This is a genomic window from Moorena sp. SIO1F2 (assembly GCF_010672755.1).
In the GTDB taxonomy this organism is placed as follows: Bacteria; Cyanobacteriota; Cyanobacteriia; order Cyanobacteriales; family Coleofasciculaceae; genus Moorena.
Map to the genome: position 1 here is coordinate 1 of NZ_JAAHFV010000088.1, position 19,063 is coordinate 19,063.

The 19,063-nt window shown below is 43.4% G+C and carries 17 protein-coding genes, 1 tRNA gene and 1 pseudogene; 6 read left to right on the forward strand and 13 right to left on the reverse strand.

Translation table 11 applies throughout. From position 1 onward, the window contains the following. A partial coding sequence (locus F6J94_RS13115; RefSeq protein ID WP_293040652.1) for a hypothetical protein occupies window positions 1-502 on the forward strand: 502 nt, incomplete at its 5' end. 44 nt (window positions 503-546) lie between these two features. Here F6J94_RS13115 and F6J94_RS13120 read toward each other — a convergent pair. Beyond that, a complete protein-coding gene (locus tag F6J94_RS13120) occupies window positions 547-1,320 on the reverse strand; it encodes a hypothetical protein (protein ID WP_293040655.1) in 774 nt (257 codons plus the stop codon). A 454-nt stretch (window positions 1,321-1,774) separates the two neighbouring features. Then, window positions 1,775-3,118 (reverse strand): glycosyltransferase, encoded by a 1,344-nt coding sequence (locus tag F6J94_RS13125; RefSeq protein ID WP_293040658.1) that lies wholly within the window; start codon window positions 3,116-3,118, stop codon window positions 1,775-1,777. Between the two features lie 142 nt (window positions 3,119-3,260). Between F6J94_RS13125 and shc the strand changes: the two genes are divergently transcribed. Beyond that, complete coding sequence (gene shc / locus F6J94_RS13130) at window positions 3,261-5,174, forward strand: squalene--hopene cyclase (protein ID WP_293040660.1); 1,914 nt, start codon at window positions 3,261-3,263, stop codon at window positions 5,172-5,174. Window positions 5,175-5,507: 333 nt separating this feature from the next. Here the strand turns inward: shc and F6J94_RS13135 are convergent, their stop codons facing one another. The 4 genes from F6J94_RS13135 to F6J94_RS13150 all read right to left on the reverse strand — a co-directional run bounded on the left by F6J94_RS13135 (window position 5,508) and on the right by F6J94_RS13150 (window position 9,106). Beyond that, entirely contained in the window at window positions 5,508-6,365 is an 858-nt protein-coding gene (locus tag F6J94_RS13135; protein WP_293040663.1) for a DUF4351 domain-containing protein, read from the reverse strand. Between the two features lie 67 nt (window positions 6,366-6,432). After that, on the reverse strand, window positions 6,433-6,603 hold the full coding sequence (locus F6J94_RS13140; RefSeq protein WP_293040666.1) for a hypothetical protein: 171 nt from the start codon (window positions 6,601-6,603) through the stop codon (window positions 6,433-6,435). Window positions 6,604-6,611: 8 nt separating this feature from the next. Beyond that, entirely contained in the window at window positions 6,612-7,481 is an 870-nt protein-coding gene (locus tag F6J94_RS13145) for a DUF4351 domain-containing protein (protein ID WP_293040669.1), read from the reverse strand. A gap of 182 nt (window positions 7,482-7,663) precedes the next feature. Next, a complete protein-coding gene (locus F6J94_RS13150; protein ID WP_293040672.1) occupies window positions 7,664-9,106 on the reverse strand; it encodes an NAD(P)/FAD-dependent oxidoreductase in 1,443 nt (480 codons plus the stop codon). A gap of 158 nt (window positions 9,107-9,264) precedes the next feature. On the opposite strand from F6J94_RS13150, the gene F6J94_RS13155 reads away from it, so the two are divergent. Both F6J94_RS13155 and F6J94_RS13160 read left to right on the forward strand, forming a co-directional pair. After that, window positions 9,265-10,245 carry an SDR family NAD(P)-dependent oxidoreductase gene (locus F6J94_RS13155; RefSeq protein WP_293040675.1) on the forward strand — a complete coding sequence of 327 codons (981 nt, stop codon included), beginning with the start codon at window positions 9,265-9,267 and terminating at the stop codon, window positions 10,243-10,245. Between the two features lie 27 nt (window positions 10,246-10,272). Continuing rightward, a complete protein-coding gene (locus F6J94_RS13160; protein ID WP_293040678.1) occupies window positions 10,273-11,091 on the forward strand; it encodes an SDR family oxidoreductase in 819 nt (272 codons plus the stop codon). 201 nt (window positions 11,092-11,292) lie between these two features. On the opposite strand, the gene F6J94_RS13165 is transcribed toward F6J94_RS13160, so the two are convergent. Continuing rightward, the gene (locus F6J94_RS13165) at window positions 11,293-12,198 is read right to left on the reverse strand and encodes a DUF4351 domain-containing protein (RefSeq protein WP_293040681.1); all 906 of its coding nucleotides are present in this window, start codon (window positions 12,196-12,198) and stop codon (window positions 11,293-11,295) included. Between the two features lie 174 nt (window positions 12,199-12,372). Beyond that, window positions 12,373-13,023, reverse strand: coding sequence for a bifunctional phosphoribosyl-AMP cyclohydrolase/phosphoribosyl-ATP diphosphatase HisIE (hisIE, locus tag F6J94_RS13170; protein ID WP_293040684.1), 651 nt, complete (start codon window positions 13,021-13,023; stop codon window positions 12,373-12,375). A gap of 304 nt (window positions 13,024-13,327) precedes the next feature. On the opposite strand from hisIE, the gene hemL reads away from it, so the two are divergent. Beyond that, window positions 13,328-14,635 (forward strand): glutamate-1-semialdehyde 2,1-aminomutase, encoded by a 1,308-nt coding sequence (hemL, locus tag F6J94_RS13175; protein WP_293040687.1) that lies wholly within the window; start codon window positions 13,328-13,330, stop codon window positions 14,633-14,635. A 293-nt stretch (window positions 14,636-14,928) separates the two neighbouring features. Here hemL and F6J94_RS13180 read toward each other — a convergent pair whose 3' ends face one another. From F6J94_RS13180 to F6J94_RS13190, 3 genes are all read right to left on the reverse strand, one after another. Continuing rightward, window positions 14,929-15,420: a YajQ family cyclic di-GMP-binding protein gene (locus F6J94_RS13180; protein ID WP_293019468.1), complete on the reverse strand. Its 492-nt coding sequence runs from the start codon at window positions 15,418-15,420 to the stop codon at window positions 14,929-14,931. Between the two features lie 241 nt (window positions 15,421-15,661). Beyond that, window positions 15,662-16,072 carry an MAPEG family protein gene (locus tag F6J94_RS13185; protein WP_293040691.1) on the reverse strand — a complete coding sequence of 137 codons (411 nt, stop codon included), beginning with the start codon at window positions 16,070-16,072 and terminating at the stop codon, window positions 15,662-15,664. 43 nt (window positions 16,073-16,115) lie between these two features. After that, window positions 16,116-16,619 (reverse strand): DNA recombination-mediator protein A, encoded by a 504-nt coding sequence (locus F6J94_RS13190; RefSeq protein ID WP_293019466.1) that lies wholly within the window; start codon window positions 16,617-16,619, stop codon window positions 16,116-16,118. A gap of 356 nt (window positions 16,620-16,975) precedes the next feature. Here F6J94_RS13190 and F6J94_RS13195 point away from each other — a divergent pair. Next, window positions 16,976-17,049: transfer RNA gene (locus tag F6J94_RS13195), tRNA-Val, on the forward strand. 295 nt (window positions 17,050-17,344) lie between these two features. Here the strand turns inward: F6J94_RS13195 and F6J94_RS13200 are convergent. Both F6J94_RS13200 and F6J94_RS13205 read right to left on the reverse strand, forming a co-directional pair. Continuing rightward, the gene (locus tag F6J94_RS13200; protein ID WP_293040695.1) at window positions 17,345-18,331 is read right to left on the reverse strand and encodes an L-histidine N(alpha)-methyltransferase; all 987 of its coding nucleotides are present in this window, start codon (window positions 18,329-18,331) and stop codon (window positions 17,345-17,347) included. A 516-nt stretch (window positions 18,332-18,847) separates the two neighbouring features. Continuing rightward, window positions 18,848-19,063 (reverse strand): annotated as a pseudogene (locus F6J94_RS13205) (hypothetical protein); the annotation flags it as partial.

Genomic DNA, 19,063 nt, shown 5'->3' on the forward strand with positions numbered 1-19,063 from the left:
TGTAATATTAACAGAAGCATTTATATTTAGCAGTTTTCCAAATAAAACACTAAAGTTACCTCAAAAATCTAAGAATTTCCCAGAAATAGCAAAAGTTTTTGAAAACAAGTTTAAGATAGGTGAAATTCGTAATATAAAGCAAATCTCGATAGATAAAGCTGAAGTAAGAAGTAGTTTTAAATACAACTCGCTTGACAATGATGAATTACACGTGTTGCTTAGTGATGTGGAATGGGTCAAGCAGGAAAAACACTTAAAATTTATCAAAAGAAACTATAAAGGATATATCCAATTCAAGATTAGTTATGATGATAATCCGAGTGGGGAGTTTGAAATGAAATCTGAAATAGTTGACTATTCATTTAGACCTGGTAGTGGATTCTTCTCCTTTGTGATAGGATTCGTAGAGACAGCATATTTGGTGCCTCGACAACGAAATGATATTATCGAGGAAATAGATAAATTTATTCAGGATAACCAAATTTTAGAGAAGCTCAAATAAATCTGACTAAGCTGTTAAGCATTAGTGCCTAACAGCTTAACTAATTATTCAAGGGTTATGGTCTTAGGTAAATCAATTACAAAGTTCAGCCCTTTTGGAGTAACATCGGCGTTAATAGAAACACCAGCCTTAACGAGTTTATCTAGGGTTAAGCCATAGGGTTTCAACTTTTTATCAACGCCCGCATCTTTAAGATAGGAAATTAAATTGACACCATCAAAATTTGCCAAACCATTCTTGATCGCTTTAACTGTTTGATTACGAAATAGACGTTCAAGAAGAGTCAGAGCATCAGAATACCATCCCCGTCCACGCACATTATGCTTACGGTAAGCAACTTGTAAATCGTTATTACGTATAGCAATACCAAGACTGACATCACCACTAGGTGTTACAGAAAAGAGACGAGTACACTTCCTGCCAACACCTGGAATCTTGATGCATTCATACTTACGCAAATTGACGGTAAAGGAAAATGTTGCTCCACCATTCTCAATAGACTGAAGATTAATATCGTTTATCTTCCACTTGTTATAACGAGTATTCTTGATGTAATACCCATCATATTGATTGATAGAGTTAACTAAATCTTCCCGGAATTTTTCAATTGGCAACGTTCCTCGAATTTGTGCTTTGGTTAAGTCCAACTCAATTGGAAATCCAATCTGATTGGTGAATACGTCTAGAGACTGGGCAACGAGGGGAACATTACCATCAGGGAATTGGCTCTCTGCATGAAGATCACCAGCCAGAGCAATGGTTAAACCTAAAGAGATGGAAAAAGCAGTAAAAATAGTTGCTAGATTTTTATCCAACATACATCCTATCCTTTGTCGGTATCAGCTAGTGTTTATCGATATTTTGAAACCTTCGTAGACTAAAATTAGCTGAATGCCTTTATATCACAAGCCAAGATTTTCCTGAGCTTTAATTTTTTTTTTAAATAGCAAAGGAAGAGTCAATCAATAGATGCCCATTTAATGCTCAGCCTTCGAGTTAATTTTGAGCCTAGTTATTTTAAAATACCACTATTTATTTCTCAGGCAAAGTTCAGGACATTATGCAGTGCTTAACAAAAGTTAATAGTATAGTGAAGTATAGTTAGGGAAAGGGTAATAGACAAGAGCGGCTCTGGTAACAAAACTATGTCTTAACCTTTACTTCGACTGCTATAACAGTAAACTTTCAACTATCAACCTCCAACCTTTAACTATCAACCTCCAACCTTCAACTATCAACCTCCAACCTTCAACATAGAACAACCTCCAACCCTCAACCCTCAACCGAATAAACCCTTCCTTTCCAAGCACCACCCCTTCCTTGCCAATGTCGCCATGCTGAATCTATAGTCATTAGGGTATAGAGCAACCCGATCCCAGGTAAGCAAAATCCCAGCAGAGGAGAACATTGATAGAGACGCAGTGTCGGTAAGTAAGCTAAAGCCATCAGCAACCATGTCACAAAAGATGCGATCGCATTCAGCCAATGTCCAGTCAAAACACTAACGATTAAACCAATCGGGGGTACTAGATAAATTAACGTCATTCCCATCACTGTACCGACTAATAGCCATGGGGAATACTCTAGTTGGGTAAAGGCGGTGCGAGCAATCATATTCCAGATACTGGCTAAAGAAGGATATGGTCGTAAGCTGCGAGTTGATTGACTTAGCCCTAACCAAATGCCACCAAAGCCAGGGCGTTGCTGATTGGTTTTGCTAAAGCCCCCTAAATCCCCCGAGCGAGCAATCCCTCGCTCGGGGGGACTTTGAGAGTTTTGTACCCCCCAGCGAGGGATTGCTCGCTGGGGGGCTAGGGGGGCGAAACTTGCTGTATTACTAGATTTAACTGCTTGAGCTAGGGCGCAATCATCGATTAATGCTTGACGCACCACCTCAATCCCACCGATGCGCTTTAAGGCTTGATGGGGAATTAAAATACATCCTCCAGCCGCAGCCGCAGTAGATTTTGTGGGGTTATTGACCCAAGCAAAGGGATACAGTTTTTGAAAGAAGAAGACAAAAGCAGGAATAAGTAGTCGTTCCCAAAAGTCTTGGCATCTGAGCAACACCATTAGGGAAACTAGATCCAAGTGTTCCATCTCAGCTTTAGTAACCAGTTGACGGAGATTGCCTGGATCATGCTCAATATCAGCATCGGTAAATAAAAAATAATCTGGGGCTGGGGTTTGCTGCTGCCCATGACGAATCCCCTGTTCTAAGGCCCAAAGTTTACCTGTCCAGCCAGGGGGTAGCTCTTGACCGGATAATACTTCTAGTTGGAATCGTTCGGAGGATTGGTTGCTTTCCTGGGCAAGGGCTTGAGCAATGGTAGCAGTTTGATCAGTGCTTTGGTCATCGACTACAATCACCTTCAAGCAGCCAGGGTAGTCTTGAGCCAGAAGCGATCGCAATGTCGTGGGGAGCAACTCAGCTTCATTACGAGCTGGAATTACAGCACAAACCCTGGGTAAGGATTCCCCTTGACCTACAGACCTGGTAGGGAAAGTCTCTATAACCAGCCGTTGGTCTGCTCGCCAAAACTGACCCCGAAATCCTAGTAATCCGATCCAAATCCCTAAGGATAGAACAGTTATTCCTAATCCGATTGTATCCATTTGTATTGATAGCTATTGCCAATTATCCACTACAAATAGCAAAATAACGTAACCAAAGGTGCGACCCAAGGCCGCGAGGGATTGCTCGCGGCCTTGGAGGCGCGCACCGATGAATCTGGTGTGTGAAGTGGAACGGTAAAACATGCAAACCCAAGACAGGATTGTAAACTCAGGGGTTACAGAAGCGATCGCAAATAGCCAAAGCTATCTACTCGCTCAGCAATATCCCGATGGTTACTGGTGGGCAGAACTAGAATCTAATGTCACCATAACGGCGGAAATTATCCTACTCCATAAAATTTGGGGAACTGACAAACAACGACCTTTACATAAAGCGGAAGCCTATCTGCGTTCTCAACAGCGGAAACATGGTGGCTGGGAACTTTTCTATGGCGATGGTGGGCATTTGAGTTGTTCGGTGGAAGCTTATATGGCACTTCGCCTTTTGGGGGTACCCGCCAGCGACTCAGCTTTGGTCCGAGCCAGGGATTTTATTCTCAGACGAGGTGGCATCAGCAAAACCCGGATTTTCACCAAATTTCATTTAGCCTTGATTGGCTGCTATAGCTGGCGCGGGATTCCCTCGATTCCCCCCTGGATAATGTTGTTTCCGCAATGGTTTCCCTTTACGATCTATGAAATGTCTAGCTGGGCAAGGGGAAGTACAGTTCCTTTATTAATTGTCTTTGACCAGAAGCCAGTATTTGATATTCAGCCAAGCATCACTCTAGACGAGTTATATACCGAAGGAGCTGATCACGCCAAGTTTGAGCTACCTCGCAATTCCGATTGGACAGATTTATTTGTACTCCTTGATCATGGATTTAAGTTAGCAGAAGACTTGAATTTAGTTCCATTCCGGAAGCAGGGACTGGCAGCAGCAGAAAAATGGGTCTTGGAAAGGCAAGAAGCCACAGGAGACTGGGGGGGAATTATTCCAGCCATGTTGAATTCCCTGTTAGCGTTGCGTTGTCTCAACTATGATCTTGCGGATCCGGTCGTGCAACGGGGACTTGAAGCCATTGATCGCTTTGCCATTGAAACCCCTGACAGCTACCGAGTCCAAGCCTGTGTTTCCCCAGTTTGGGATACAGCTTGGGTATTGCGAGCGATGGTGGAATCTGGTTTAGAACCGGATCATCCAGCCTTAGTTCGGGGTGGCGAATGGTTGTTGCAGCAGCAAATACTAGACTATGGGGATTGGGTGGTCAAGAATCCCCAAGGGAAACCAGGAGGATGGGCCTTTGAGTTTCAAAACCGTTTCTATCCCGATTTAGATGATTCCCCAGTGGTGATTATGGCCTTGAATAGCTTGAAACTGCCTAATCAGAAACTAAAGCAGGCAGCCATAGCTCGTGGCTTGGCTTGGATAGCATCAATGCAGTGTAACCAAGGGGGTTGGGCGGCGTTTGATATTAATAATAATCAACACTGGCTCAATTCTCTGCCCTATGCTGACCTGAAAGCGATGATTGACCCTAACACAGCGGATGTGACCGCACGGGTCCTGGAAATGCTGGGTTCGTGTAATTTATCCATAGAATCCCAGCAGTTAGAGAAAGCGATCGCATTTTTGATTCAGGAACAGGAAGCCGATGGCAGCTGGTTTGGTCGTTGGGGGGTTAACTATATCTATGGCACCAGTAGTGCTCTTTCCGCCTTATCTAAAATAGCGCCTCACACCCACCAACGTAGTATCGAACGGGGTGCGGCTTGGCTAGTGAAATGTCAAAACCTCAATGGTGGCTGGGGTGAGACCTGTCTTAGTTACGATGATCCCAGTCTTAAGGGACTAGGAATCAGTACCGCATCTCAAACCGCTTGGGCTTTAATTGGTTTAATGGCAGCAGGAGAAGCTACTGGCAACTGGGCAAGGGATGCCATTGATATGGGAGTCAACTACTTAGTGTCAACTCAACAGCCCGATGGCAGTTGGGATGAAACCGAGTTTACAGGCACAGGTTTTCCCAGTCATTTTTATTTGAAGTACCACTTCTATCAACAATATTTCCCGTTGTTGGCCTTGGGACGGTATCAAATGTCTGTTTCAAGTTGAAGGTTGTTGGTCAGAATGTAGAATTAAGAATGTAGAATTAAGAATGTAGAATTAAGAATGTAGAATTAAGAATGTAGAATTAAGAATTAAGAATTAAGAAGGCAGAATGGTGAAGGCAGAATGGTGAAGGCAGAAGACAGAAGGCAGAAGGCAGAATTCCCAATTCTCAATTCTTAATTCCCAATTCCCAATTCTTAATTCCCAATTCCCAATTCCCAATTCTTAATTCCCAATTCCCAATTCTTAATTCTCAATTCTCAATTCTTAATTCTTAATTCTCAATTCTTAATTCCCAATTCTTAATTCTTAATTCTTAATTTCCACGCATCCTGTTTATTGCTGATGGGATGCCAACCAGACTGTCAAATCTGTGACTGTCTCAAAATCCAACAGCGCCTCGCTCAACTCCTCCAATTGAGCCACAGAAAGCTTTTGGATCCCCTCAAGTAGCTGGTTTTCAACACTCCCAAACCGACGGGTGATCAGACGTCTAACGATTGAGTACCCTTCCTCTTGCCTTCCTTCAAGTTTTCCTTCAAGTAAACCAAGTTTATGTCCTTTTTGAATGATCTTCTGATAAATTACAGACTCTTGCATCACTTCCTCCGGAAATAATTCTGTGATCAACCTTTGGTCAAACCGCAAACCAGCTAGTAACTGGGTACAAGCGGATATGTTAGTAAAAGCTAGTGGTTCTTCAATCCTATCTACTGCTGCTGCCACTTGCTCTAATAATCTGGTTGGAGACTCACTGAATGCCAGAGTCGCAAAGGGCAATAAGGCGGGATTGGTCAAAAATAGCTCAGGGTCTTGCTCCCACATCCTGATTACTCGATAGCAATGACTGGTGTTAGTATCGACCAACTGATTAGTATAAGCTTTTTCTGAGTTAGTGGATTTCAGAAATATCACCACCTGCTCTATGGGACAGTTATACTTTTCTTTGAGTCTGACCCAATACTTTAGCATCCGCAATGGTAGGGATGGCTTGGAAACCGGTAGGGTTTGAAATTCCCACTGCAGGATTTGGTTAGGGGTTTGCAGCAGGGTCAAGGAATCGGCGTGAATCGGTTCGGTATTTAACTCAGTTTTCAGGACTGATATTTCAGTAACTTCAATATCATGAAGCCACCTGATCAAATCAGCTGGGTAGTTTTCGGCGAGATATTTACAGATATTATCGTAAGCCAAGGTAGTTATCTATGGTTAACAGTACCTGGGCCAGTTTACCGGATTTGGTCAAAAAAAGCGATCGCTTTTAGCGGAAGCGAAGCTTCATCGCGTAGCGTGACCATTCGCGTAGCGTGGCCTTTTGGCCAAGGTCAATCGCGTAGCGGCTCTTGCAGAGCATCCCGTAGCGGCTCTTGCAGAGCATCCCGTAGCGTGGCCATAGGCCAATCGCTTTCGCGTAGGGGCTCTTTGAGAGCATCGCTTTTTTTATTGCTGATGGGATGCCAACCACACAGCTATATCTGTCACTGTCTCAAAATCCAACAGCGCCTCGCTCAACTCCTCCAATTGAGCAACAGAAAGCTTTTGGATCCCCTCAAGTAGCTGGTCTGAAACACTACCAAACCGACGGGTGATCAGGCGTCTAACGATTGAGTAACCTTCCTCTTGCCTTCCTTCAAGTAAACCTTCGCGTTTTCCTTCCAGTAAACCAAGTTTATGTCCTTTTTGAATGATCTTCTGATAAATTACAGACTCTTGCATCACTTCCTCCGGAAATAATTCTGTGATCAACCTTTGGTGGAACCGCAAACCCGCTAGTAACTGGGTACAAGCGGAGATGTTAGTAAAAGCTAGTGGTTCTTCAATCCTATCTACTGCTGCCGCCACTTGCTCTAATAATCTTGTCGGGGACTCACTGAATGCCAGAGTTGCAAAGGGCAATAAGGCGGGATTGGCCAAAAATTGCTCAGGGTCTTGCTCCCACAGTCTGATTACTCGATAGCGATGACTGGTGTTAGTATCGACCAACTGGTTAGTATAAACTTTTTCTGAGCGAGTGGATTTCAGAAATATAACCACCTGCTCAATCGGACAATCATACTTTTCTTTGAGTCTGACCCAATACTTGAGCATGCGCAATGGTAGGGATGGCTTGGAAGCCGGTAGGGTTTGAAATTCCCACTGTAGGATTTGATTAGGGGTTTGCAGCAGGGTCAAGGAATCGGCGTGAATCGGTTCGGTATTTAACTCAGTTTTCAGGACTGATATTTCAGTAACTTCAATACCATGAAGCCACCTGACCAAATCAGCTGGATAGTTTTCGGCGAGATATTTACAAATGTTATCGTAACCCAAAGTAGTTATCTGTGGTTAAGACTACCTGGCCAAGTTTACAGGATTTGGTCAAAAAAAGCGTTCGCGTAGCGTGACCAAAGGTCAATCGCGTAGCGATGAAGCGTTTCGGCAAAGCCGACGCTACGCGAACGCAAAGCGTGGCCTACGGCCTCAGCTTCCGCGCTTGTGCGAACGCAACTAGGCTAGGTAGAAATATAGTCATCGAAAATTGGTTTTCTTGTAGCCCACCAATATTGGATAGTATTACCAGGCCACAAAGCGAATACTCTGCCATCTTTATTTTGATACCAACTCATACAGTTTTCTTTTGTCCACACCCTCTTTTCCATAGTTTTCCATAAATCCTGATAATAAAGTCTCATGGCTTCCTCCTTCACTTCCAGAGATTTCCAGTCTTCTCTGAGCATTTTATTCAAGCAGCCGATAATATAATTAACTTGGCACTCTACCATTAAGATGACCGAGCTATGACCCAAACCAGTGTTCGGTCCTAACAGACTAAAAAAGTTAGGGAAATGGGGAACAGAAATACCAAGATACGCTTCTGGTTCGTTGCCCCATATCTCCGCTATACTCTCTCCGTTGCTACCACGTATATCGATTTTTTGATAGGACAAAGAGTTAAATCCTGTAGCATAGATAATAGCCTCAACTTTATAGTCTTTTCCTTGTTCGGTTACCAGACTATCAGTAGTTATGCTTTCTATCTTATCTGTAATCAATTCTACATTATTTCGGTTCAGGGTTTGATAAAAGTCGTTATTAATTAAAATTCGTTTACAACCGGGTTGATAGCTGGGCATCACCGCATCCCGTACTCGGGAGTCATCAATTTCCTGGTGTATGCGTTTTTCCAATTGTTTTCGCAGGTACTTACCGATAAAACTTCCAGTAGTGAATAGAGAAAAATTGATTAAGTCATTACGCAAGTATAGTAATCCACGGTGCAGTTGCATCAGAATAGGGAAATTCTTAAAATACCATTGCATCTGGGCTGAATAAGTCCCATCGTCTCGGTTAGTAATCCAGTTAGGAGTTCTTTGAAAAATGAATAGTTTTTTGACTTTTTTGGCAACTTCTGGTATAAATTGAACTGCACTCGCTGCAGTTCCTACAACTGCCACAGTTTTATCAGTTAAATCAAAGGTGTGATTCCATCTAGCTGAGTGAAACGAGACTCCTTTGAAGGTTTCCAAGCTATTTAAATTCGGTAATTTGGGTAAATTTAAACCTCCCCAGGCACTGATCAGTATGTTAGCTGTTATCGTTTCATTCTCAGCTGTGTTAACATACCAGAGGCAATTTTGGGCATTGAAATGGGCACTAATAACCTCTTGATTAAAACGGATATGGGGATAAATATTGTATTTACGTGTGCATTGTTCTAAGTATTTCAATATCTCTGCCTGAGAGGGATAAACTTGACCCCAATCATGTTTCATTTCAAAAGAGTAGCAATATAAATGAGCGGGAATGTCACAGGCACATCCTGGGTAGTTATTATCCCGCCAAGTCCCTCCAAGTCGAGATGATTTTTCTAAAATAATGAAAGGAATTTTTGCTTTTTTAAGTTTAATACCCATGCAGATACCAGACATTCCTGCACCAATAATAACTACTTGCATTTTGAGTATTTTTATGGTATAATTGTAGGGGATTATTCGTTTTATTGTTTAGTTCGAGAGTTACGTTTACCGATCATCGACGTTTAGATAAAAATCTCAACCATAAAATGTCAAAAAAATGTTAACATGAATTAATATCAATATCAAAAAAAGCAATTATGGAAAGCCTTAAAGGCAAAGTCACCTTGGTCACGGGTGCCAGCCGTGGTATTGGTAAAGGAATTGCGATTGGCCTTGGTGAGGCAGGTGCTACGGTATATATTACTGGTCGTAGTCTCGACAGTTCCAATGTCACAGAGGGAGTTTCCGGTAGTCTTCGGGAAACCCAATTAGCTGTGCAAGATGCTGGTGGGATTTGTATTCCGGTAATGGTAGATCATAGCGACGACCAACAAGTGCGCTTACTCTTTGAACGGATTCAAGACGAGCAGAAGGGACAACTGGATCTGCTGGTCAATAATGCCTTTTCAGGAGTGCAGGCATTGAAGGATGGATACGAAAAACCATTTTGGGAATGCGCTGAGAATCTTTGGGATGCTGTCAATCATGTCGGTCTCCGCAGCCATTATATTGCCAGTGTTTTTGCAGCTCGACTGATGATTCAGCGTCAGCAGGGGCTGATTTGCACCATCTCATCTTGGGGGGGCATGTCTTACATCTTTGGTGCTGCCTATGGAGCGGGTAAAGCAGCTTGCGATCGACTTGCTGCTGATATGGCTGTTGAACTCAAGCCATATAATGTGACGTCCCTTTCGATTTGGCCAGGCATAGTTGGTACCGAACATATTTCCAGTTTGGCTTTGCAAATGGGAGAAGATAAACCACGTAATCAGCAAAGCCAAGTGATCTCTCAAGGCTATAATTGGGAAACTCCTTTACTAACAGGGCGCGTTATTGCTGCCCTTGCTGCAGACCCAACTGTAATGCACTTTACAGGCCGCGTTCGAATTGTCGCAGAACTGGCTGAGCACTATGGAATTATCGATAAAGACGGGTTACGTCCGGTATCACTACGCTCTCTACGTTTTATAGCTCCAATGTTTTGGCCACCATTAATAAAATATGCGTCGCTGATACCTAACATTAATTTACCCGGGTTTTTATTACTATGGGGAATACTCCAATCTCCTAAAATTTAACCGATAGCAAAAATTGAGAACAATTAGATGAGCAATCTCCATGGAGCTGTGGTACTCATCACCGGTGCCGCCGGTGGATTCGGTCAGGAACTGACTCGGCAATTATTAGAAGCTGGTAGCCATTTGATCCTCACGGATCTTGATGAAACTCTTCTTAAAGAGCGTGCCGAGGCTATTCAACGGGAGGTTAAAACTGGGGATATACTTGCTCTTTTGGAAATTAATCTTTCTGAACATGACGGATGCGAAACCCTTTATCACCAGGTTAAAAACCTCGGAATAGCAATCGATATTTTGATCAACAATGCTGGAATTGGGCTTTTTGGTCGCATGGACGAAGTTCCTGGGGAAAAATGGGAAAGGCTGATGCAGGTAAATCTGCTGGCACCAATGCGATTAAGTTCTCTATTTGCCGCCGATATGATTAGGCGTCGCCAAGGTCACATCGTTAACATTTCCTCTGCTGCTGGCTGGGTGGCACCCGCTGGCATGGCTCATTATGCTGCTAGTAAATTCGGGTTGCGAGGATTCAGCGAAGGGCTTTTAAATGAAGTTAAAATTTACAACGTGAAGGTTACAGCTGTTTATCCCTTTTACAGCCGTACTCCCATTCTCCAGTCGGAACAGTATGGAACCCTTGCCAAAGAAAATCAGGGGTTGCCGGAATTTTTAGTAACTGATCCGGCTAAGGTCATGGGCGAAACGATTCAAGGAATCATTGATAATAAACCTCAGGTTTTTCCTGATGGAATGGCAAAAATTATCTCAGTTATTAAACGTTTTTTTCCCCAATTATTAAACTGGATTTTTAATCGGTTCAATCGGAAGCAAATAGCTAATTTATAGCATTTATATAGCAAAGGGAACAGGGCACAGGGAACAGGAAACAGGCAGTAGGGAATAGGCACAAGCAAGGACTGGTTTTGGCGAGAAGCCCACACTTACAAGAGGTGCGACCCGTGGCGAATTTAATTATTAATGGTAAGAGCGCACCTAGGTAGGAAGTGTGGGAGCATGCCAGTGAGCTTGGATGTGTAGGCATCCGATTTATTGCTGATGGGATGCCAACCACACAGCTACATCTGTGACTGTCTCAAAATCCAACAGCGCCTCGCTCAACTCCTCCAATTGAGCAACAGAAAGCTTTTGAATCCCCAGTTGTAGCTGGTCGTCAACACTCCCAAACCGACGGGTCAGTTGACGTATAACGATTGAGTATCCTTCCTCTTGTTTTCCTTCACGTTTTCCTTCGAGTAAACCTTCCCGTTTTCCTTCGAGTAAACCTTCCCGTTTTCCTTCGAGTAAACCCAGTTGATGTCCTTTTTGAATTATCTTCTGATAAATTACAGACTCTTGCATCACTTCCTCCGGAAATAATTCTGTGATCAACCGTTGGTCAAACCGCAAACCAGCTAGTAACTGGGTACAAGCGGATATGTTACTAAAAGCTAGTGGTTCTTCAATCCTATCTACTGCTGCCGCCACTTGCTCTAATAATCGTTTAGGAGACTCACTGAATGCTAAAGTGGCAAAAGGCAATAAGGCGGGATTGGCCAAAAATTGCTCAGGGTCTTGCTCCCACATCCTGATTACTCGATAGCCATGGCTGGTGTTACCCTCCAGCAACTGATTAGTATAAGCTTTGTTTGAGGTGGTGAACTTGAGAAATATCACGACCTGTTCAACGGGACAGTTATACTTTTCTTTGAGTCTGACCCAATACTTGAGCATGCGCAATGGTAGGGATGGCTTGGAAGCCGGTAGGGTTTGAAATTCCCACTGTAGGATTTGATTAGGGGTTTGCAGCAGCGTCAAGGAATCGGCGTGAATCGGTTCGGTATTTAACTCAGTTTTGAGCACCGAGATTTCAGTAACTTCAATACCATGAAGCCACCTAACCAAATCAGCTGGGTAGTTTTCTGCGAGATATTTACAGATATTATCGTAAGCCAAGGTAGTTATTTGTTATCTATGGTTAACAGTACCTGGGCCAGTTTACAGGATTTGGTTAAAAAAAGCGATGCTCTCTAACAGACGCGATCGCGTCCATGGTGATTGGCCTTTTGGCTTCTTTCTATGATCAAAATCTGCTCCAATTACCAATCACCTTTTTCACCATCACCAACACTATCGACGGCGCTGTTGCAATTTGCGATAAACATCCTGTACATCAACCTGATGGTAAGCCATAGCAACTAGGCTGTGGTAGAGCAAGTCCGCTACTTCAGATGCGATCGCATCCGGGTCATCATCCTTACAAGCCATTACCACTTCTGCCGCTTCTTCCCCAATTTTTTTAAGAATCTTATTATCCCCACCCTTAAACAACTTACAGGTATAGGACCCTTCTACGGGATGGTCACGGCGATCGCAAATTATCTCAAACAACTGAGACAAGGTATCTGCTGGAGGGGCTACTTTCTTAGCCCCCACTCGATGGAAACAGCTACGCTCACCGGTATGGCAGGCAATATCACCAATTTGTTCCGCCGTCACGAGTAAAGCATCACTGTCACAATCGTAGCGGATGGATTTTACCCGTTGTAAATGCCCAGATGTAGCACCCTTGTGCCACAATTCCTGACGAGAGCGACTCCAAAACCAGGTTTCTCCTGTATCGAGGGTTTTTTGCAATGACTCCCGATTCATCCAAGCCATCATTAGTACCGTACCATCTAGGTAATCTTGGACAATGGCTGGCACTAGTCCTTGATCGTTGTAGCGAATTTGGTCAACTGGTATAGCTTGGCTAATGGAAGTCGGTTCAGATGCTGACATAGTTTTAGGGCAACAGATTGAAACACCCAGCCGGTCAAACAGCTTTAATGAGATACACCCTACAAGATACCACACCTGACATCCAATTGATCACTAAATATTGATCAGTAAATCTGGATTCTTTCTTTACAAATTCAAAACGGATCAGTCTCCATAGGATAATAGTCTCTTGTCCAGTATTGCCCCTAAGCCGAAGTTCCCTGAGCCAAAGTTCCCTGTTGCTCTGTTTAAGGGGGGTAATGGGGTGAGAGATTTTTACCTTATTTTCAACTAACCCGTACAGTATTGATATTAGGAGACTATTTTGGTTAGCACTACGTCGTTTAAAACCACTAAATCACAAGAAATTTTCAGCGCCGCCAAGAACCTAATGCCAGGAGGGGTCAGCTCCCCAGTCAGAGCCTTTAAATCAGTAGGGGGAGAACCGATTGTATTTGACCGAGTTCAAGGAGCATACATCTGGGATGTAGATGGAAACCAGTACATTGACTATGTAGGTACCTGGGGACCAGCCATTTGCGGTCATGCTCATCCAGAAGTTATTGGGGCATTGCACCAGGCTCTAGACAAGGGTACCAGTTTTGGCGCTCCCTCTGCCCTAGAGAACGTGCTAGCACAAATGGTGATTGACGCCGTTCCTAGTATTGAAATGGTGCGGTTTGTTAATTCTGGCACCGAAGCCTGTATGGCAGTGCTGCGCCTGATGCGTGCCTTCACAGGACGGGACAAAATTATCAAATTTTCTGGCTGCTACCATGGTCACGCTGATATGCTGCTGGTACAAGCTGGTTCTGGAGTCGCTACTCTAGGTTTACCGGATTCCCCTGGTGTTCCTAAGTCGGCCACTGCTAATACGTTAACCGCTACCTATAATGACCTGGACGCCGTTAAAGCTTTATTTGAGCAATATCCCAATGATATTGCTGGGGTCATCCTAGAACCGGTGGTGGGGAATTCTGGTTTCATCACTCCTGTGCCTGGTTTTCTTGAAGGCTTGCGGGAACTGACTCAAAACCATGGCGCTCTACTGGTGTTTGATGAAGTGATGACTGGCTTCCGGATTGCCTACGGTGGTGCTCAGGAGAAATTTGGCATCACTCCTGACTTGACTACCCTAGGTAAAATTATCGGTGGTGGTTTGCCCGTGGGAGCCTATGGCGGACGAAAGGATATCATGTCGATGGTGGCACCAGCAGGGCCAATGTATCAAGCCGGAACCCTTTCTGGGAATCCTCTAGCCATGACAGCAGGCATTAAAACCCTGGAGTTACTGAAGAAACCGGGTACCTATGAACAGCTAGATAGTATTACTAAAAAGCTCTCCGAGGGATTACTGCAAATTGCTAAAGATGCTGGTCATGCAACTACTGGTGGTTACATCAGCGCTATGTTTGGCATGTTCTTTACTGGTGTTCCTGTTCACAACTTCGATGATGCCAAAACCTCTGATTCATCCAAATTCACTGCTTTCCATCGGGGCATGTTAGAGCGTGGGATTTACCTAGCCCCCTCACAATTTGAAGCAGGATTTACTTCCCTAGCTCACACCGAGGAGGATATTGACCGCACATTAGCAGCAGCTAAGGAAGTCATCTCTGGGATCAAGCCATAGTAGTCTAGAGTGTAAGCATTTAGCTATCAGCTATCAGTTATCAGCTATCAGTTATCAGCTATCAGCTATCAGCTATCAGCTATCAGCTATCAGCTATCAGCTATCAGCTATCAGCTATCAGCTATCAGCTATCAGCTATCAGCTATCAGCTTATGGGTCACAGGCTAGAAGCCTGTGCCACCTTGATGTGCTTTTGAATAAAATAAGCTGACGGCACCTCAAGTAGCGTGAGCTTTTAGCTGACGGCTGACGGCTGACGACTGACGGCTGATAGCTGAAGGCTGAATGCTTACTTAGCGATAGTTAGTAAATTGCAAAGCAATCGGCAAATCTTCTTGCTTCAACCGCTGGATGATATCTTGTAAGTCATCTTTAGATTTGCTAGATACTCTAACTGAATCACCTTGAATCGAGGCTTGTACTTTTTTAAATTCATCTCGAATCAATTTGGTGATTTTTTTACTATATTCTTGGCTGATGCCTTTTTTTAGCGTGATTTCTTGGCGGACACGATTACCACTAGCTGATTCTACTTTACCATAGTCGAAGATTTTTTGCGAAAGTTCCCGTTTCGCGGCTTTGGTACGAATAACAGTATGCACAGCATCTAGGGTGAATTCACTATCAGTATTGATGGTGATAGATTCTTCTCCTAATTCGACAGTGGTTTTAGTATCTTTGAGGTCGTAACGACTTTTGATTTCACGAATAGTTTGATCCACAGCATTGACCAACTCTTGTCGATCAAAGTCACTAACAATATCAAAAGAATAGGTACTAGCCATAATTAATAACGGTCAGCGGTAGGCCGTGAGCAATAGTGACTCACTATCTAACAGCTTAAAACCAAAATGGAAATTTGTTGCACCCTATACAAAATTTTTAAACCTATTGATATCAAGCCCGGTAGCATCAGTCTTGAATAAGCCCATAAGTCTTGGGGAGGTGGCTCAACCTGGTGGCTCTCAAGACAAATGACCAACAACCAAAACTATCAAGGCCCGAAGCAAGTGGACTTGATCTGGTCTAGCCACTGACGCTGCTTAGACTCAGAACAAACAGAGTACCAGTGGAAAGAGAGCCGATGCCAAACATCAGCGATCGCCCCAAGGGAATATCGAGAATGTAAAACACCGAGTAGAAGACTCGGGCAATTACAAATGCGATCGCACACCCGATGGCGAGGGTTGAATTCTGACCCGTTATATAGGCCATCAACGCTGCTGCGCTAAATACAATAAACGTTTCAAAGGAGTTCTGATGTGCCCAAGTCGCTCGTTGGGCATAGGGCGGTAGCTGATCAAACATGGCGCGAGGGGCACTTTGGTCATAGCCTAGTTTGAAACGGCTGTAGGCAACTACCAGATACGGTAGATATATTAAAACCGTTGCCCCCACAATACAGTAAAGTAAAATTCCCGAACCGGATAGATGCATAGTCTAGCTCACACTAATCAAAATTAATTACAATTAATCACAACTAATCAAAATAGAACAGAGTAACAACCTTACTTTGCTGTTCTGCCTCCTTACAGGTGTTCAGGAGGGTACGGCTATCATGGAATGCGAAACAAATTAACTGCTGACACCGGGCAATAATTTCGGCATTACACAAGGCACTAGCTTCAGCGAGAGACAAGGTATCATTTTGGGGGTTTTCCACCAAATGCATTACCTTCTCCAAGTAATTTCGGGATTCCAGTGGCTGTCGCTGAAGACTTTGGGGCAAAATTACCGTTAGCAAGGACGGATCGGCTCGCATAGCACCTCGAATGGCAGCTAAGTTGGTTCCAGTGGCACCAGAGGTAATCAGACGATTACCGGCTTGCACTAAGGCATAGCTCATCATCTCAATTAGATTCTGATGGGTGATCGGAACGTGACGTGAACCCAACAAGGCAATTCGCTTAGAACCAGTTTGCTGTATGGCTGCGAGTTCCTGGGCTAATGTATCGATACTGGCGGTCTCTATTGGTTGACTCAAAGATAAAGATGCTGGTAAAGGCTGAACGACCAGGATATTTTAGCAGAACTAATCTGTCATGTCCTCCTTCAAAAGAATTTGAAGGAAAGGGAATAGGCAATAGGCATGCTAGCAATAGGCATGCTAGCAAGAGGCAAGAGGCAATAGGCATGCTAGCAATAGGCATGCTAGCAATAGCAATTTCCCTCAAAGGTTGCTGAGAATTGCTATAGCAGTCGAAGCAAAGCTTAGGAAATCTTTTGCTCCCTGCTCCCTGCTCCCTGCTCCCTGCTCCCTGCTCCCTGTTCCCTTTGCTAGAAGGTTTAAATAAATAAAATTGCTATATTCTAAATGTGTGCTATCATAATGGATGGTTTGGACGCATAGCTCAGTTGGTTAGAGCACCACGTTGACATCGTGGGGGTCACTGGTTCGAGTCCAGTTGTGTCCATCACTCTGCCTCTAAGGGTACTGCGACCGTCATATAAGCATTCAGCTATTAGTGATCAGCGGTCAGCGTATGTGCTACGCACACGCTACGCGAACAGTTATCAGCTTATATGCTACGCACACGCTACTTGAGGTGCCTTCAGTTTATTTTATTCAAAAGCACCTCAAGGTGGCACAGGCTTCGACCCTGGGACCCATGACCCATGACCCATGACCCATGACCCATGACCCATAAGCTGATAGCTGATAACTGATAGCTTAATGCTTACCACAAAACTCTTCAGATCATTCCATTATTAAGCAACGCTATTTTTTGAAGCTAAAACATGAATAACCATGCGTTTACTTTCATCAACAAAATGAGTTAAGGGTTCTAATCCTGCTTGCCTAGCTATTTTTTGAAAATAATCAACGGGATATTTGTAAGAACTTAAAAGATGGAATTTTTCATTTTCTTTGATGCTGATATTAACCCCATCAAAAACAAAGTCTTGGTTGCTGGTAGCAATCGCATTATGTTTCAAACAATAATTGTTTGGAGTCCATTCAGGCTGATACTTAAATGCTTCAGGATTAAAGTTGGTTGTTGGCAAATCGCGATCAACCCAATATAGTACGCTTAACATAAGATTTGCCATTTCTTCAGTATCGTAGGCTTTTTTTAATGAAGACTCGCTTTGATTAGCATCTACACCAACGATTAGAATACCTTCTGAGGGCAAGGCTTGAGATATGTTTTTCATAAAATCGATACATTGGTTTGTAGATAAATTAGTGATTGTGCTTCCTTTAAACCAAACTAACGGTTTGTCAAACTGTTTAACGAGATCCGTATTCTCAATAAAGTCGTCTTGTATGGGTTTAACCAACATATCTGGCAACTCATCTTGCAAAACGTCTTTTGCCTGATCCAAATAAGTTTTGCACAAATCTACGGGAATATACTTTGTGATATTATGATTCAATGACTTCAGGAAAGGCATAGTTTTGTTGATAAATGCTGTTTTTGTTCCTGGTCCGAATTCAACGAGATTCACCCCCTGTGGCACATAATTTGATAGTTGATTAGCCACTGTGTTAATGAGCCTAACCTCTTCCTTATAAAGGTAATAATCAACACTTTCTTCAATTACTTGTCTATAATATTCTTCGCCCCTAGCAGGATCATTTTCAATATTAGGATCAGGAGTGCTATAGATATAAGCAGCAAGAGTTTCTTCCTCTGTGTGCAAAAAAAGAGATTTAACCTTATTTTTAAACAATGATGAATCAAATTCTATCATGGTAGTTACTTTCTCCTTGGATAAGTGTATTGGTTTTCAAAAATGGGCGGCCAATTAGCAAATTAAGGTAAGCATTCGCATATCAGCTATCAGGTATAGCAGTACCCATTAAAGTTAGGACACTGATAAAAGCTGAAAAGCTTTTGTAGTAAACTCTTTCCTCTTGCCTTGCGGGTATAGCTACATAAGTTATAGCAGCCGATGTATAGTTTACTATGGAAATGTCACTTATCCAGAAAATTTATACTAAAGCTATAGCCAGCTGATCTGTTTTAGCTTGCTCTGATAAGCAGGTGCACAAAATTAATTACACATTTCCCAAAACTCAAAACCTTACGATGTAAGGGTTACAGAGATTGGTAGTAGGAAATTAATTTTGTTTAGGTGCTTAGTATAGGGATGCGTTTAGAAATTGTGAGAATTTTTGATCCAAAATTGCCTGCTCTCCACTCCCTGCTCCCTGTTGTGTTGTTAATCTGACTCCCCGCGCCCGGACCCCACACTCCTTTCCCAACCCCAGCGGGCGGCGTAACCAAGGTGCGATTCGAGAACCTGGCCGACGTTCATACGAGACGGAACACCAAGTGGGTTGAGGATTACATCAACCGGGGTTCCATCTTCCATGTATGGCATATCTTCGACTGGAAGAACTCGAGAGATAACACCCTTGTTTCCGTGGCGACCAGCAAGCTTGTCGCCGACGCCGATCTTGCGCTTCTGTGCAACATAGAC